The 15,355-nt window shown below is 66.5% G+C and carries 16 protein-coding genes; 10 read left to right on the forward strand and 6 right to left on the reverse strand.

Annotation, left to right across the window (positions count from 1 at the left end):
* The first annotated feature begins 118 nt into the window (after positions 1 to 118).
* On the forward strand, positions 119 to 691 hold the full coding sequence (locus ACVOLJ_RS18565) for a hypothetical protein (RefSeq protein ID WP_481564792.1): 573 nt from the start codon (positions 119 to 121) through the stop codon (positions 689 to 691).
* Between the two features lie 137 nt (positions 692 to 828).
* Here the strand turns inward: ACVOLJ_RS18565 and smpB are convergent, their stop codons facing one another.
* Positions 829 to 1,332 (reverse strand): SsrA-binding protein SmpB, encoded by a 504-nt coding sequence (smpB, locus tag ACVOLJ_RS18570; RefSeq protein WP_025878861.1) that lies wholly within the window; start codon positions 1,330 to 1,332, stop codon positions 829 to 831.
* A 57-nt stretch (positions 1,333 to 1,389) separates the two neighbouring features.
* Here smpB and ACVOLJ_RS18575 point away from each other — a divergent pair, with 57 nt between their 5' ends.
* Both ACVOLJ_RS18575 and ACVOLJ_RS18580 read left to right on the forward strand, forming a co-directional pair.
* Positions 1,390 to 1,815 (forward strand): type II toxin-antitoxin system RatA family toxin, encoded by a 426-nt coding sequence (locus ACVOLJ_RS18575; RefSeq protein ID WP_475279577.1) that lies wholly within the window; start codon positions 1,390 to 1,392, stop codon positions 1,813 to 1,815.
* Between the two features lie 3 nt (positions 1,816 to 1,818).
* Entirely contained in the window at positions 1,819 to 2,076 is a 258-nt protein-coding gene (locus tag ACVOLJ_RS18580; RefSeq protein ID WP_475279578.1) for an RnfH family protein, read from the forward strand.
* Between the two features lie 33 nt (positions 2,077 to 2,109).
* Here the strand turns inward: ACVOLJ_RS18580 and ACVOLJ_RS18585 are convergent, their stop codons facing one another.
* Positions 2,110 to 2,502, reverse strand: coding sequence for an outer membrane protein assembly factor BamE (locus ACVOLJ_RS18585; protein ID WP_481564793.1), 393 nt, complete (start codon positions 2,500 to 2,502; stop codon positions 2,110 to 2,112).
* Between the two features lie 103 nt (positions 2,503 to 2,605).
* On the opposite strand from ACVOLJ_RS18585, the gene fur reads away from it, so the two are divergent.
* On the forward strand, positions 2,606 to 3,013 hold the full coding sequence (gene fur / locus ACVOLJ_RS18590) for a ferric iron uptake transcriptional regulator (RefSeq protein ID WP_025878865.1): 408 nt from the start codon (positions 2,606 to 2,608) through the stop codon (positions 3,011 to 3,013).
* A 63-nt stretch (positions 3,014 to 3,076) separates the two neighbouring features.
* Here the strand turns inward: fur and ACVOLJ_RS18595 are convergent, their stop codons facing one another.
* Positions 3,077 to 4,327, reverse strand: coding sequence for an SGNH/GDSL hydrolase family protein (locus tag ACVOLJ_RS18595; RefSeq protein ID WP_481564794.1), 1,251 nt, complete (start codon positions 4,325 to 4,327; stop codon positions 3,077 to 3,079).
* A gap of 97 nt (positions 4,328 to 4,424) precedes the next feature.
* On the opposite strand from ACVOLJ_RS18595, the gene ACVOLJ_RS18600 reads away from it, so the two are divergent.
* Entirely contained in the window at positions 4,425 to 5,342 is a 918-nt protein-coding gene (locus ACVOLJ_RS18600; RefSeq protein ID WP_475279581.1) for a LysR family transcriptional regulator, read from the forward strand.
* Between the two features lie 49 nt (positions 5,343 to 5,391).
* Here the strand turns inward: ACVOLJ_RS18600 and recN are convergent, their stop codons facing one another.
* Positions 5,392 to 7,053 carry a DNA repair protein RecN gene (gene recN / locus ACVOLJ_RS18605; protein WP_481564795.1) on the reverse strand — a complete coding sequence of 554 codons (1,662 nt, stop codon included), beginning with the start codon at positions 7,051 to 7,053 and terminating at the stop codon, positions 5,392 to 5,394.
* 115 nt (positions 7,054 to 7,168) lie between these two features.
* Between recN and hrcA the strand changes: the two genes are divergently transcribed.
* The 4 genes from hrcA (at position 7,169) to dnaJ (ending at position 12,260) form a co-directional block, all read left to right on the forward strand.
* Positions 7,169 to 8,233, forward strand: coding sequence for a heat-inducible transcriptional repressor HrcA (gene hrcA / locus ACVOLJ_RS18610; RefSeq protein WP_475279583.1), 1,065 nt, complete (start codon positions 7,169 to 7,171; stop codon positions 8,231 to 8,233).
* Positions 8,234 to 8,296: 63 nt separating this feature from the next.
* Entirely contained in the window at positions 8,297 to 8,812 is a 516-nt protein-coding gene (grpE, locus tag ACVOLJ_RS18615) for a nucleotide exchange factor GrpE (RefSeq protein WP_475279584.1), read from the forward strand.
* 234 nt (positions 8,813 to 9,046) lie between these two features.
* Entirely contained in the window at positions 9,047 to 10,972 is a 1,926-nt protein-coding gene (dnaK, locus tag ACVOLJ_RS18620; RefSeq protein WP_475279585.1) for a molecular chaperone DnaK, read from the forward strand.
* Between the two features lie 154 nt (positions 10,973 to 11,126).
* Positions 11,127 to 12,260: a molecular chaperone DnaJ gene (gene dnaJ, locus ACVOLJ_RS18625; protein WP_475279586.1), complete on the forward strand. Its 1,134-nt coding sequence runs from the start codon at positions 11,127 to 11,129 to the stop codon at positions 12,258 to 12,260.
* 65 nt (positions 12,261 to 12,325) lie between these two features.
* On the opposite strand, the gene ACVOLJ_RS18630 is transcribed toward dnaJ, so the two are convergent.
* The gene (locus ACVOLJ_RS18630) at positions 12,326 to 12,709 is read right to left on the reverse strand and encodes a hypothetical protein (RefSeq protein ID WP_475279587.1); all 384 of its coding nucleotides are present in this window, start codon (positions 12,707 to 12,709) and stop codon (positions 12,326 to 12,328) included.
* Positions 12,710 to 12,853: 144 nt separating this feature from the next.
* Positions 12,854 to 13,651: an AraC family transcriptional regulator gene (locus tag ACVOLJ_RS18635; protein WP_475279588.1), complete on the reverse strand. Its 798-nt coding sequence runs from the start codon at positions 13,649 to 13,651 to the stop codon at positions 12,854 to 12,856.
* Between the two features lie 73 nt (positions 13,652 to 13,724).
* Between ACVOLJ_RS18635 and ACVOLJ_RS18640 the strand changes: the two genes are divergently transcribed.
* Positions 13,725 to 14,924, forward strand: coding sequence for an MFS transporter (locus tag ACVOLJ_RS18640; protein WP_475279589.1), 1,200 nt, complete (start codon positions 13,725 to 13,727; stop codon positions 14,922 to 14,924).
* The last annotated feature ends 431 nt before the right edge of the window (positions 14,925 to 15,355 follow it).

Below are 15,355 nucleotides of genomic sequence, written 5' to 3' on the forward strand. Positions count from 1 at the left end.
CGCGCATTTCGCAACATGTTGTAGAGCGTTGGTCATAGCGGATTGCTAACTTTGTTGGCACGAATTTGCGACACACTGGTCGCGACCATTCGAGCCTGCACAGACACGGAGACTGCCGGTGACCGAAGCAATGCAACAGCGCAGCCTGCGTCAGCTGGTTGGCCCGGTAGGGGCCGATTACCAGCGGCGGGCGCTGCCGCCCGGCTGGGTCTGGGCGGTGCTGCTGGTATTGCTGGCCGGCACCTGGGCAACCGAGCTGCCGGCCACGGCAGCAGCCGCGCTGGTGGCCAGTGCGGTGGTGGTGCACTGGCCTCGTCGTGGCCGCTTCCATTGGTTGGGCTGGCGGCTGCCGGCGCTGGCGGTACTGGCCGTGTTGCTGTGGGGGCCGGACGTGTTGTCGCAATGGTTCGAACACGGCCTGGCGCTGACCCTGATGACGCTGGCCAGCCTCAGCATCGGTGTGCATGTGTGGCAGTCGCGGCAGTTGGCGCGGCAGCTGCAGGCCTCTGCCGATGCGCTGGACGACGCCCAGTTGATGGCCCTGTTGCCGGCAGATGCGGCGTTTCTGGCGCAGCAGTGGCGGGCCGGTGACGATCGCCATGCGCCGGAACTGTCGGTGGTGATGCACCTGGCGGTGATGCACGCGGCACTGTCGCCGCAGCTGCGCGGGCAGGGCATGCTGGCCGGTTGACCGGTCCTGCGAAGGGCAGGGCCCATCGCTGGCGCACGCGCAGGTCGCGCCCTGATCAGGCTTGATCGAAGCCTGGACGAAAAAGCAGCCGAGCATGGCCCGGCTCTGCAAGCAGGCGGGTAGGCGTCCTGGCGTCCTTACGCGTCGCGGTTGCCGCGACGCATCACCCGCTGCTTCTCGATGGCCCAGTCGCGGTCCTTGGCGGCATCGCGCTTGTCATGGGTCTGCTTGCCCTTGGCCAGCGCCACTTCCAGCTTGATCTTGTTCTTGCTCCAGTACATCGCGGTGGGCACGATGGTGTAGCCGTCGCGCTCGACCTTGCCGACCAGCTTGTCGATCTCGCTGCGGTGAAGCAGCAGCTTGCGCTCCCGGCGGTCGTTGGCCACCACATGGGTGGAGGCCTGGATCAGCGGGGTGATCTGCGCGCCGATCAGGAAGATCTCGCCATCCTTCACATAGGCGTAGGCGTCGACGATGTTGCCGCGGCCAGCGCGGATCGACTTCACTTCCCAGCCCTGCAGGGCCAGGCCGGCTTCGAAGCGATCCTCGATGTGGTACTCGTGACGGGCACGCTTGTTCAACGCGATGGTCTTGTTGGCCGTCGCGCTCTTTGCTTTATCCTTGCCGGTGTTCTTGCTCATTTCCGTATTGTCTCCGATTCGGGCCCGCCCGGTCGATTGCCGAAGCGTCCTGTATTCATGCCTACTATCCGCCGCAGTGCCCTGGTCGAACATTCGGCCGCGCGTATGTTCGATCTGGTCAACGATGTCCAGGCGTATCCGAGCCGTTTCCGCTGGTGTTCGGCAGCGCGCATCCTGGAAGAAGGTGATGAGCGGCTGGTGGCGCGGCTGGATCTGGGCCTGGGCTCGTTCAGTACCTGGTTCCAGACTGAAAACACTCTCAAGCGCCCGCACAGCATCGATATGCAGCTGCGCGAAGGCCCGTTCAAGCAGTTGCACGGTCGCTGGGAATTCCATGCCCTGGCCGAGGATGCCTGCAAGGTGACCCTGACCCTGGACTTCGAGCCCAGCTCGCGGCTGCTGGGTCCTGCGCTCGCCCTTGGCTTCCAGGGTCTGGCCGATCGGATGGTCAACGATTTCGTCCGCGTCGCCGACGAGGGCTGAGCGATGATCGAGGTTGAAGTCGTGCTGGCCTGGCCGCAGCGGGTGCTTTCGCGCCACGTGCGGTTGCAGGAAGGGGCGACCGTGGCAGCGGCAGTGGCCGCAGCCGACCTTGAAGGCAGTGCCGATTGCCCGGCCGTGGCCGTGCACGGGGTGCTGGCGCGGCCGCAGCAGGTGCTGCTGGATGGCGATCGCGTGGAACTGCTGCGCGGCCTGCAGGCCGATCCCAAGGACAACCGCCGGCGACGTGCGCGCGGCGGCTGACCCGATCACCCGTCCCCAAGGACGGGCAGGGCCTCAGCGGCCCTTCTTCTTCTTGTCCTTGGGCAGGTTGCGGCCGAACTGGCGCACGGTCTGCTGGGCAAGGGCCTTGTCGTTGGCCGGGAAGTAATCGCCCTCCCAACGGGTGACCACGTCGTTCTCGAAATACACGACGAAGTTCTTCACGTCGGTACGGCCCAGGCGGTTCACGCGCTCGCTCGAGGTGTAGTCCCAGCGCTGGGCGTGGAACGGATCCGGCACCGACGGGGTGCCCAGCAGAGCGTTGACCTGCTGCTTGCTTTGCCCGACCTGCAGCTTGGCAACGGCATCTTCCCGGATCAGGTTGCCCTGGTAGATGGGTTGCTTGTAGATGATGCCGCACCCGGTGGTGGACAAGGCGACGGCGGCGACCAACAGGAGATTGCGCATCGGGACTGGCGGTTGGGGAAATCAAACCGATGATACACTCCCGGCGTGCCACCGCGACCCAATCCGAGGCAGCTGGCGCTAAATCGCCAATGAACGGAGACCTATGGAAACCCACGACCTGCGTAAAGTCGGCCTGAAGGTGACCCATCCGCGGATGCGGATCCTGGCGCTGCTCGAGCAGCGCAATGCCCAGCACCACATGACCGCCGAAGACATCTACCGCCAGCTGCTGGAGCATGGCGATGAGATCGGCCTGGCCACGGTGTACCGGGTGCTGACCCAGTTCGAGGCCGCCGGCCTCGTGCTCAAGCACAATTTCGAAGGCGGCCAGGCCGTCTACGAGCTCGACCGCGGCGGCCACCACGACCACATGGTCGATGTGGACAGCGGCAAGATCATCGAGTTCGAAAGCACCGAGATCGAAGATCTGCAGCGCAAGATCGCTGCCGACCACGGCTACGAGCTGGAAGAGCACTCGCTGGTGCTGTACGTGCGCAAGAAGCGCAAGTAAGCCCCGCAGCCAGCTGATTGCGACGAAACCCCGGGCCTGCCCGGGGTTTTTGCGTGTAAGGCCTCAGCGCTGCTGTAGATCCGCGCCACGCGTGGATGGGCCCAGCAACACCTCCAGATCCACCGCCTCGGCCATCGCCCGGTTGCCCGCATCGCCGGGGTGCAGGTGGTCGCCGGAGTCGTAGGCCGCCGCCATCCGTGACGGATCAGCCGGATCACGCAGGGCCGCATCCAGATCGATCACCGCGTCGAACGGGCTGTCGCTGCGCAGCCAGGCGTTCAGCTGTTGCCGCAGCCGTTCCTTGTCCGGCTGGAAGTAATCGTCCAGCGGCGTGCCGGGCAGGGCGCCGGCGAATGGCGTGAGCGTGGCGCCGAGGATGCGCAGGCCGCGGGCGTGGGCATTCTCGGCGAGCTGGCGATAGCCGGCCTTCAGCTGCGCCAGGGTGGGCCGCTGCTCGGCGCGGGCAAATCCGGTGCCGGGCCAGCTGATGTCGTTGATGCCGATCAGGACGATCACGCTTGCCACGCCGGGCTGGTCGAGCACATCGCGCTGGAAGCGGGTGATGGCGGCCTGACCCATGCCGTCGCGCAGCAGCCGTCCGCCGGAAATGCCTGCATTGACCACCGCCATGCCCTCGGGCGCCAGCCGCGCGGCGAGGTGGTCGGTCCAGCGCTGGTCCTGGTCCAGGCTGGCGGTGGCGCCATCGGTGATCGAATCTCCCACCACCACCACGCTGCCCGCCGTCGCGGGCGCCTCCACCTCGATGCCGGACAGCAGCAGGCGGGCGGTGGTGGTGCTGGCCCCGTGCAACGCCGCTTCCCCGGTCTGCCTGCCCGGGGCGATCCAGCTGGTCTGCCGGCCCTCCCAATGGAAGGTCTGCACCGGCACGCGGCCGGGCAGATGGACGCTCACCTGCAGCGCCTGCTGGTGGTGGGTGGGCAGCGCCAGCGGGTCGCTCAGGCGGTCCTCGCCAGGCCCGATCAGCACCCCGGGCTGGCCGTCGAAGCGAAGCGCAAGCGGTGCCGACCCTGCCTGTGCGGCGACGCTGGCGCTGCCGATCCGCAGCGGGCCGGTGCCGTAGGCATTGCTCAGCCGCACCCGCAGGCGCGGCCCGCCCAGGCTGATGCGTGCGGTCTGGCGGAAGGTCTGGTCGTGCAGCGTTGCCGGCACCAGGGTCGGGAACAGGAAGTCATCGCCCCAGACCGGCTGCGGGCTGGCCTGCCAGCTGGCAACCCAATGCGGGCCGGGCGCGGCGGATGCGGAGGCGGAGATGGCAAGGAGGGCAGTGGCGCTCATCTGCTGCAAGCGGTTCATCGGCGTGGTCCAGGCGGCGGAGCGGCCATGGTGCGCGCGGGATCATCTGTGAACTAGACTGCGTGCAGACAATCATCTGTGAACTGGATTCACCAACATGGCGCGTACCGACATCAATCGCTCCGGCGAACTGGAAGTGTTCGTCCGCGTCATCGAGACCGGCGGCTTTTCGGCGGCTGCCCGCCGTCTGGAAATGACGCCGTCGGCGGTCAGCAAGCTGGTGGCGCGGCTGGAACAGCGGCTGGGCACGCGCCTGCTGCACCGCTCCACCCGGCAGCTGCAGCTGACCCCGGAGGGCTGCGCCTTCTATGAGCGCGGCCTGCGTGTGCTGGCCGACCTGGAAGAGGCCGAGCGCTGTGCCAGCGCCCATGCCGAGCCAAGAGGGCGGTTGCGGGTCAATGCCAATGTGCCCTTCGGCCAGCACTTCCTGTTGCCGCTGCTGCCGGCATTCCTGCAGCACCACCCGCAGGTGGGTGTGGACCTGACCCTGACCGACGAGGTGATCGATCTGCTGGAGCAGCGCACCGATGTGGCGGTGCGCGCGGGGCCGCTGAAAAGCTCCAGCCTGGTGGCGCGGCGGCTGGGAACGACGCGGATGATGATCGTGGCCTCACCGGCCTATGCCGCACGCCACGGTTTGCCGCGCAGCGCCGAAGCGTTGCTGGCGCACAACCGGCTGGACATCGGTCACGCGCGCGCCGTGCAGGGCTGGCCGCTGCTGCAGGATGGCCAGGAGCAACGGGTGCTGCCCAGTGGCAATGCACGCGCCAGCAATGGCGATGCGTTGCGCCAGCTGGTGCTGGGCGGGCTGGGCATGGCCCGGTTGGCCGCGTTCCAGGTACAGGCCGACATCGCCGCCGGCCGGCTGTTGCCGGTGCTGGAAGAGGCCAACCCCGGTGATCTGGAAGAAGTGCACGCGGTGTTCCTGGGGCAGGGTGGATACCTGCCGCTGCGGGTGCGCGCGTTTCTGGATTTCCTGGTGGAGCACGTGGATCTGTCGCGACCGCTGGGATGACCCGGGTAGTGCCGGCCGGGGGCGCTGTAGATCGTCGCGCGTGCCGGCCTCAGGCCTGCAGCAGCTTGCGCGCGGCAGCGCGTGCTTCCTTGCTCACTTCCACGCCGCCCAGCATGCGCGCCAGTTCTTCTTCGCGCGCCTTGATGTCCAGCTTCTCCACCGCGCTCTGGGTCATGCCTTCCACCGGCGCCTTGCTGACCCGGTAGTGCGCGTGGCCCTTCGATGCCACCTGCGGCAGATGGGTCACGCACAGCACCTGGCGCTTCTCGCCAAGCGCGCGCAGTTTCTGGCCGACGATGTCGGCCACCGCGCCACCGATGCCGGAATCGACTTCGTCGAACACCATGGTCGGCACGGCGTCCAGGTCCAGCGCGGCCACTTCGATGGCCAGCGAAATGCGTGACAGTTCACCGCCGGAGGCGACCTTGCGCAGCGCGCGTGGCGGCTGCCCGGCATTGGCTGCGACCAGGAATTCAACGCGTTCGGCCCCCTGCGGATCGGGCCTGCCGCTGTCCTGCGGCTCAAGCTCGATCAGGAACTGGCCGCCGCCCATGCCCAGCTCGGCGATGATGCCGGTGGTGGTGGCCGACAGTTCGGTAGCCGCCTTGCGCCGGCTGGTGGTCAGCGTGGCGGCCTGCGCACGCCATGCACCTGCGGCCTTGTCGATCTCGCCGGCCAGACGCTGCAGGCGCTCGTCGGCCCCACGCAGCTGTTCCACTTCGGCATGCATGCGCTCGCGTTGTGCGCCCAGCTCGTCCATCGGCACGCGATGCTTGCGGGCCAGGTCGTGCAGGCGGCCGAGGCGACGCTCGTTCTCTTCGAACTGGTCCGGATCGGCATCCAGGTCGTCATGCACACGGTCGAGCAGGGCCAGTGCTTCATGCAGCTGGATCGAGGCGCTGTCGATCAGCGCGTCCACATCGCCCAGGCGCGCATCGTGTTCGGCCACCCGGGCCAGTTCGTGCCGTACCTGCTGCAGCAGATCCAGCGCGGAACCGCCTTCGTCGCCATTGAGTTGCCCGCTCGCGGCCTGGCAGGCGGCCAGCAGGGCGCTGGCGTGGGCCTGGCGGCGGTGGCTGGCACCCAGCGCGACGATCGATTCGGGGGCCAGATCCTCGCGGTCGAGCTCGCGAAGCTGGTGTTCGAGGAAGCCGATGCGGTCACTCACATCGCCCTGTTGCGACAGCGCCAGTGATTCGTCGACCAGCATCTGCCAGGCTGCGGCCGCGCGACGTACCTCGCGGCGCTCGCCTTCATTGCGGGCGTAGGCGTCCAGCAGGGCCAGCTGCGATGGGCGGGTCAGCAGGGCCTGTTGCTCGTGCTGGCCATGGATCTCCACCAGCAGCGCGGCCAGGTCGGCCAGCTGTGCCAGGGTGACCGGACGGCCGTTGATCCACGCGCGCGAGCCACCATCGGCACGGATCACACGCCGAAGCTGGCATTGGTCGTCGTCGTCCAGCTCGTTGTCGGCCAGCCACTGGCGGGCGGCCTGCAGCTGGTCAAGGGCGAATTCGGCCGACAGCTCGGCGCGGGCGGCGCCATGGCGGACCACGCCGCTGTCGGCGCGCAGGCCGGACAGGAAGCCCAGTGCGTCGACCATCAGCGATTTGCCGGCGCCGGTCTCGCCTGAAACCACGGTCATGCCCGGCCCGAACTCAAGCTCGGTGGCGCGGACGACGGCGAAATCCTTGATCGAAAGGTGTCTGAGCATCGGTAGAGAGGTGTATTCAGCCGCGCAACGCTAGCACGCGCGGCCGAGTGGTCCAATGACTTGCCAAGGTGGCGCTGCGCCATTATCTAGTGTCCGTGTCTCACAGGTTGATTCCATGCACGGTTCTCCCGACCAGCTAGCCCCGCGCGCGCGCCATCTGCTGCGCACCCTGATCGCGCGTTACATCCAGGACGGCGAGCCGGTGGGCTCGCAGACACTGGCACGTGTGGCCGGCCTGGAGGTCAGCTCGGCCACCATCCGCAACATCCTGGGCGATCTGGAAGACCTGGGCCTGCTGGCGTCGCCGCACACCTCGGCCGGGCGCATCCCGACCGCGCACGGCTACCGCGTGTTCGTCGACAGCCTGTTGCAGATGCAGCCGCCGGGCGAAGGCGAGCTGGCCCGGTTGCGCCAGGAGCTGGCCGGAGGCGGCAGTACCCAGGCCCTGCTCGGCAGCGCCTCGGAACTGCTGTCGGCGATGAGTCATTTCGTTGGCGTGGTCAGCGCGCCACGCCGCGAACAGTTCGCTTTCCGCCAGATCGATTTCGTGGCGCTGGACGGGCGCCGGGTGCTGGCGATCCTGGTGTTTGCCGACAACGAGGTGCAGAACCGGGTGATCGAGACCCGCCAGGGCTTCGAGCCAGGGCAGCTGGAACAGGTCGCCAACTACCTCAACGCCCATTTCGCCGGCCTGCCGCTGGCGGAGATCCGTACCCGCCTGCTGCTGGAGCTGCGCGACGCCCGTTCGGAGCTGGAGCAGCTGCTGGCGCACAGCATCGAGCTGGCCGAGCAGGCCCTGCAGCCGCCGGCCGACGACATGCTGGTGGCCGGGCAGACCCGGCTGATGGGGGTGCAGGACCTGTCCGACCTGGAGCGCCTGCGCGAGCTGTTCGAGCTGTTCTCCAGCAAGCGCGAGATCCTGCAGTTGCTGGAGCGGACCATCCAGGCGCCGGGGGTGCGCATCTTTATCGGCGAAGAGACCGGGATGATGCCGCTGCAGGGGGTCTCGCTGGTAACGGCCCCTTATACCGCCAACGGCCAGGTGCTGGGCGTGCTGGGGGTGATCGGGCCCAAGCGGATGGCCTACGACCGCATGATTCCCCTGGTCCAGGCCACCGCCGATGTACTGGGCGCGGCCTTTTCACCCGGCGGCCGCAGTCCTGGTGCATCGGACGCTTGAAACGCAGCATCCCGCCCACACTAGGGTGGGTGGAGGCGGAGAGTGACCGCCAGGGACCCAGACATGAATCAAGATCAGCCAGACATCGCCGCCCAGCAGGCCGCTGCCGACGCAGCCGCCGACCAGGGCGTCAACGAACAGATTGAACAGCTGCGCGCGGAAGTGGAGCAGGTCAAGGCCGAAGCGCTGCGTGAGCGCGCCGACCTGGACAACCAGCGCAAGCGCGTGGCCCGCGACATCGAACAGGCTCGCAAATTTGCCAACGAGAAGCTGCTGGGCGAGCTGCTGCCGGTATTTGACAGCCTCGATGCGGGCCTGAAGGCGGCCGGCGACGACGCCCATCCGCTGCGTGAAGGCCTGGAAATGACCTACAAGCAGCTGCTGAAGGTCGCCGCCGACAATGGCCTGGCCCTGCTGGACCCGACCGGCCAGCCGTTCAACCCGGAACACCACCAAGCGATCAGCCAGGTCGCCGCGCCCGGCGCCGCGCCGGGCAGCGTGGTGACCGTGTTCCAGAAGGGCTACCTGCTCAACGAGCGCCTGCTGCGGCCGGCGCTGGTGGTGGTGGCGGCCGACTGACCCGTCGTTGCGGGCGCGGGGCCGCCGGGCATGGTCCGGCGCCAACCGCCCGGACCGGCATCGTTGGACCCGCCCGGATCGGTACTGCCGGGCCATGCCCGGCGAGGTTTTCCAGGCGCTGAACACAGCGTTCGGAGGATGGCTTGAATGTTCCACGAGCCTCCCCCACTTCGTATTCATCCACCGGCCGAACGGCCGGACTGACATAAACAGCATTCTTCAGGAGTCTCCCCCATGGGCAAGATCATTGGTATCGACCTCGGCACCACCAACTCGTGTGTGGCGATCATGGACGGCGGCAAGGCCCGCGTCATTGAAAACTCGGAAGGCGATCGCACCACCCCGTCGATCGTCGCCTACACCAAGGACGGCGAAGTCCTGGTCGGCGCCTCGGCCAAGCGCCAGGCCGTCACCAACCCCAAGAACACCTTCTACGCGGTGAAGCGCCTGATCGGCCGCAAGTTCACCGACGCTGAAGTGCAGAAGGACATCGCGCACGTCCCGTACGGCATCCTGGCCCACGACAATGGCGACGCCTGGGTGTCCACCAGCGATGCCAAGAAGATGGCGCCGCAGGAAATCTCGGCCAAGGTGCTGGAAAAGATGAAGAAGACCGCCGAGGACTTCCTCGGTGAAAAGGTCACCGAAGCGGTCATCACCGTGCCGGCCTACTTCAATGACAGCCAGCGCCAGGCAACCAAGGACGCTGGCCGCATCGCCGGTCTGGACGTCAAGCGCATCATCAACGAGCCGACTGCGGCCGCGCTGGCCTATGGCCTGGACAAGGGCGACAACAAGGATCGCAAGATCGTGGTGTACGACCTGGGCGGCGGCACCTTCGACGTGTCGGTGATCGAGATCGCCAACGTCGATGGTGAAAAGCAGTTCGAAGTGCTGGCCACCAACGGTGACACCTTCCTGGGCGGCGAAGATTTCGACAACCGCGTCATCGAGTACCTGGTTGAAGAGTTCAACAAGGACCAGGGCATCGACCTGCGCAAGGATCCGCTGGCCCTGCAGCGCCTGAAGGATGCTGCCGAGCGCGCCAAGATCGAGCTGTCCAGCGCCCAGCAGACCGAAGTGAACCTGCCGTACGTCACCGCTGACGCGTCGGGCCCGAAGCACCTGAACATCAAGTTGACCCGCGCCAAGCTGGAGTCGCTGGTGGAAGAGCTGATCAAGAAGTCGATCGAGCCGTGCCGCGTCGCCCTGAACGATGCCGGCCTGCGTTCGAGCGACATCAGCGAAGTGATCCTGGTCGGCGGCCAGACCCGCATGCCGAAGGTGCAGCAGGCTGTCACCGAGTTCTTCGGCAAGGAACCGCGCAAGGACGTCAACCCGGACGAAGCCGTGGCACTGGGTGCGGCGATCCAGGGCGGCGTGCTCGGCGGCGACGTCAAGGACGTGCTGCTGCTGGACGTGACCCCGCTGTCGCTGGGTATCGAAACCATGGGCGGCGTGTTCACCAAGATCATTGAAAAGAACACCACCATTCCGACCAAGGCCTCGCAGGTGTTCTCCACCGCCGAGGACAACCAGTCGGCGGTGACCGTGCACGTGCTGCAGGGTGAGCGCGAACAGGCCCGCTTCAACAAGTCGCTGGCCAAGTTCGACCTGTCCGGCATCGAGCCGGCCCCGCGTGGCCTGCCGCAGGTGGAAGTGTCCTTCGACATCGACGCCAACGGCATCCTGCATGTGTCGGCCAAGGACAAGAAGACCAACAAGGAACAGAAGGTCGAGATCAAGGCCGGTTCGGGTCTGTCCGAGGAAGAGATCGCGCGCATGGTCGCCGACGCGGAAGCCAACCGCGAAGAAGACAAGAAGTTCCAGGAACTGGTGCAGGCCCGCAACCAGGCCGATGCCCTGATCCACGGCACCCGCAGCGCCATCACCGAGCACGGCAGCAAGGTCGGCGGTGATGTCATCGGCAAGGTGGAAGCGGCCCTGGCTGACCTGGAAACCGCGATGAAGGGTGACGACAAGGCACAGATCGAAGCCAAGTCGAAGGCACTGGAAGAAGCCGGCCAGGCACTGTTCGCTGCCGCTTCGGCCGAGCAGGGCGGTGCCGCCCCGGGCGCCGATGCCGGCAATGCGGGCAAGGCCCAGGATGACGTGGTGGACGCCGAGTTCACCGAAGTCAAGGACGACAAGAAGTCCTGATCCGGACCGACGCGGGACGCTGCCTGCCAGCGTCCCGTTGTCGTATCAGGGTCCTGACCGCCTTCTGGCGTGTCGGGGCGCCCGACGCAAGAGCGGACCTGGTTCCGCTCTTCCGCTTTGACGAATCCCGACTTTCCGGAATGCGATCCACGATATGAGCAAGCGCGATTACTACGAAGTGCTGGGCGTTGCCCGCACCGCCACCGACGAAGAGCTGAAGAAGGCCTACCGCCGTTGTGCGATGAAGTTCCACCCGGACCGCAACCCGGGTGATGCGGCGGCCGAAGCCTCCTTCAAGGAGTGCAAGGAAGCCTACGAAGTACTGTCCGACGGCAACAAGCGCCGCATGTACGACAGCCACGGCCACGCCGCGTTCGAGCACGGCATGGGCGGTGGTGGCGGTGGTCCGGGCGGCCCGGACATGAACGATATTTTCGGCGATATTTTCGGCAACATCTTCGGTGGTGCTGGCGGCGGTGGTCCGCGCCAGGCGCGCCGTGGTGCCGATATCGGTTACGTGATGGAGCTGGATCTGGAAGAAGCGGTGCGTGGCGTCGAGCGCCGCATCGAGATTCCGACCCTGGCCGAATGTGGCGACTGTGACGGCAGCGGCTCGGAAGACGGCAAGGTGGAAACCTGCAACGTCTGCCATGGCCGCGGCCAGGTGCGCATCCAGCGCGGCATCTTCGCCATGCAGCAGGCCTGCCACAACTGTGGCGGCCGTGGCCAGATCATCGCCAAGCCCTGCAAGACCTGCCACGGCAACGGCCGTGTCGAGGAAGACAAGGTGCTGTCGGTGAAGGTGCCGGCGGGCGTGGATACCGGCGACCGCATCCGCCTGTCGGGCGAAGGCGAGGCCGGTCCGGCTGGAACCCCGCCAGGCGATCTGTACGTGGAAGTGCGTGTGCGCGAGCACGACATCTTCCAGCGCGACGGCGACGACCTGCACTGCGAAGTGCCGATCCGCATCTCGCAGGCCGCACTGGGCGATACCGTGCGCGTGGCCACCCTCGGCGGTGAAGCGGAAATCCGCATCCCGGCCGAAACCCAGACCGGCAAGCTGTTCCGCCTGCGCGGCAAGGGCGTGCGTTCGGTGCGCAGCCGCAGCGAAGGCGACCTGTACTGCCGCGTGGTGGTGGAGACGCCGGTCAATCTCACCAATGACCAGCGCAAGCTGCTGGAGCAGTTTGAAGCGACCTTCAATGGCGAAGATGCGCGCAAGCACTCGCCGAAGTCGGCCACCTTCATCGACGGGGTGAAGGGTTTCTGGGACCGGATGACGTCCTGAACTTTTCAACGGAAACATTGAACGGTAGCGCCGGGCCATGCCCGGCGTTTTCGTTTGTGGGGTGGCTACCTGATCTCCCAGTCGGCACTGCCGTGGATGCGGTGGCCCTGGAACTGCAACGTCCCGCGATCACCTACGACGTCCAGCTCGAACCAGGGCTGGCCATCCCGCTCGCGTGGACGGACATAGAGCCGTTTCTGGTTACGGTTCATTTCGACGTAGTACGGATTACGTGGCGGCGCCTTGTCCGCCTTTCCCGTCCAGGTGGCATGGATGTAGCCATCGTCGCTGCGCCCGTGGATCTCAAGAGAAAACTGGAATCCGTCCTTCTGTTCGTCCGAGTAGAAGCTGAACTGTGTGCCGGACGCCCGCGCGGGCAGACTGATGGCGGCCAGCGCCAGTACTACAGCAACAGCGAATCCTGATGCGACGTTCCATGCCTTGTTCATGGCGATCTCCTTTCTGGGGAGACCATCGGAGCATGCACCTGCGCGACAGAACCGCGACGACGTGCGCGGTTTCCGGCCGAATGGCAAAAGTCCTACCCGGATTCGGCAGTAGATCCACGCCATGCGTGGATGACGTTCAACGGATCAACGGAAAAACGCCGCCGGTGTCTGCCCGAGCTGGCGCTTGAACATGCTGGTGAACGCACTTGGGCTGTCATAGCCCATCGCCAGTGCGACATCGATCACCTTGTCGCCGGTCGCCAGTCGTTCCATCGCCGCCAGCAGGCGCGCCTGCTGCCGCCATTGGCCGAAGGTCATGCCCAGTTCGCTGCTGAAATGGCGCTGGATGGTTTTCACGTCCACCGCGAGTGCCTGTGCCCAGTCCTGCAGCGTCGCCTCGTCGCCGGGATGCTTCTGGATGTGCTCGCAGATGCGGCGCAGGCGCGGGTCGGCCGGCTCGGGCAGGTGCAGTGGCAGGGCATCCATGCGATGCAGTTCATCGAGCATCAGGCGCACCACACGCCCGTCGCGGCTGTCTTCCTCATGCGCGCTTTCAATGAGGCTTGCAGCATGCAGCAGCTCGCGCAGCAGTGGCGACACCTGCACGGCAAAGGCCTCGGCCGGCAGCTGCGGGGCGAAGGCCGGTTCGATGTACAGGCTGCGCATGTGCACCTCGGCGATGCAGTCCACCCCATGCGCCATGCCGGCCGGCATCCAGATCGCGCGGGTGGAGGGCACCACCCAGCGGCCGACTTCCGAGCGCACCACCATCAGGCCGGACATCGAATAGACCAGCTGGTGACGGCGGTGCCTGTGGGCCGGGACATGGGTGCCGGCAGGGTAGTCGCGTGCGCGGCAGGTCACCGGCCGGTGCACCGGCACCTCGTTCCACGGCGCGGTTTCGCGGATGGGGCAGGGGGTGTCCTTTTTGCGATAGGCCATGACCAGAACGCGGCAGAAGGGAATCAGGTGCCACCGTAGCATGCACGGCTCGCCCCCATCCCGACCACGCACCATGTCCACTCTGGCTTCTCCCGCCACATCCGCCCGCCCGGTATCGCCCGGAGTGCTGGCGGCGATCTCCAGCTCCCACATGGTCAACGACATGATGCAGTCGCTGATCCTGGCCATCTATCCGGTCATCAAGGGCGGCTTCAACCTCAGCTTCACCCAGATCGGCCTGATCACGCTGACCTACCAGCTGACCGCGTCGATCTTCCAGCCGCTGGTCGGCATGGCCACCGACCGCCGGCCAGCGCCGTACTCGCTGCCGATCGGCATGGCATCCACCCTGTGCGGCATGTTGCTGCTCGGCTTTGCGCCCAGCTACGCGATGGTGCTGCTGGCCGCCGCACTGGTGGGTATCGGCTCGGCCATTTTCCACCCGGAAGCCTCGCGCATCGCCCGTCTCGCCTCGGGGGGCCGCCATGGGCTGGCGCAGTCGGTGTTCCAGGTGGGCGGCAACTTCGGCACCGCGTTGGGGCCGCTGATCGCCGCCGCGGTGATCGTGCCGTTCGGCCAGCACGCTGCCTCATGGTTCGCAGGCGCAGCGTTGATCGGTATCGCGCTGCTGACCTATGTCGGACGCTGGTATTCGCTGCACCTGGGGGCGCCGCGCGCTGCCGGCCATGCGGTGGCCAGCTCGCCACATCCGCCGCGCGTGATCGCCAAGGTGCTGGCGATCCTGCTGGTACTGATCTTCAGCAAGTACTTCTACATGGCCAGCATCGGCAGCTATTTCACCTTCTACCTGATCCACCACTTCGGCATTCCGGTGGCACAGGCACAGCTGCACCTGTTTGCCTTCCTGGTGGCGTCGGCGGCGGGCGGATTCTTTGGTGGCCCGCTGGGCGACCGCATCGGACGCAAGCCGATCATCTGGGCTTCGATCCTGGGCGTGGCGCCGTTTGCCCTGGCACTGCCGCATGCCGACCTGCTGTGGACGACCGTGCTGGCCGTGCTGATCGGCTTCGTACTGTCGTCTGCGTTCTCGGCCATCGTGGTCTATGCGCAGGAAATGATGCCGCACCGCATCGGCATGGTGTCGGGCCTGTTCTTCGGCTTTGCCTTCGGCATGGGCGGGCTGGGGGCTGCGGTGCTGGGCCTGCTGGCGGACAAGACCAGCATCGAATTCGTCTACCAGTTGACCGCGTTCCTGCCGTTGCTGGGCATCGTGGCAGCGTGGTTGCCGCCGTCGCGGCCTGCTGCTCACTGAGGGAGTGCAGGTTTGCAGGGCTTGCAGCCCTGCACCTGCTACAGGCCAGAGCCGAAGCAACAGCAAAGGCTGGTTTCCTGAGGGATGGCGGGATGGGTGCCGTGGCGGGGGACCCCGGAAAAAACGGCATTTAAGCGTTTCCGCGCCAACCAAAGCCCGGGATCCCCCCCCCCCCCCCCCCCCACCCCACTTTCACCGGCCCGCGCCCGAAACCGCGGTGGGGCCCCCCCCCTTTCACCCAGCAAAACGGATTGGCACCCCAGATTCATTTCGATGTCTGACAGATGTGTCGACCAAGGTCGACACCTACCAACAGCAGCGACCAACTGTCAGAGGTGGGGCGGTGTCGGATTGCGGGGTGTCAGCCGCATGGATGCGGCTGCCAAGCCTACAGGGACGTACTTGCGGCGTCCCCGCACTCCGACACCGCC

The organism is Stenotrophomonas sp. STEN046, assembly GCF_056759755.1.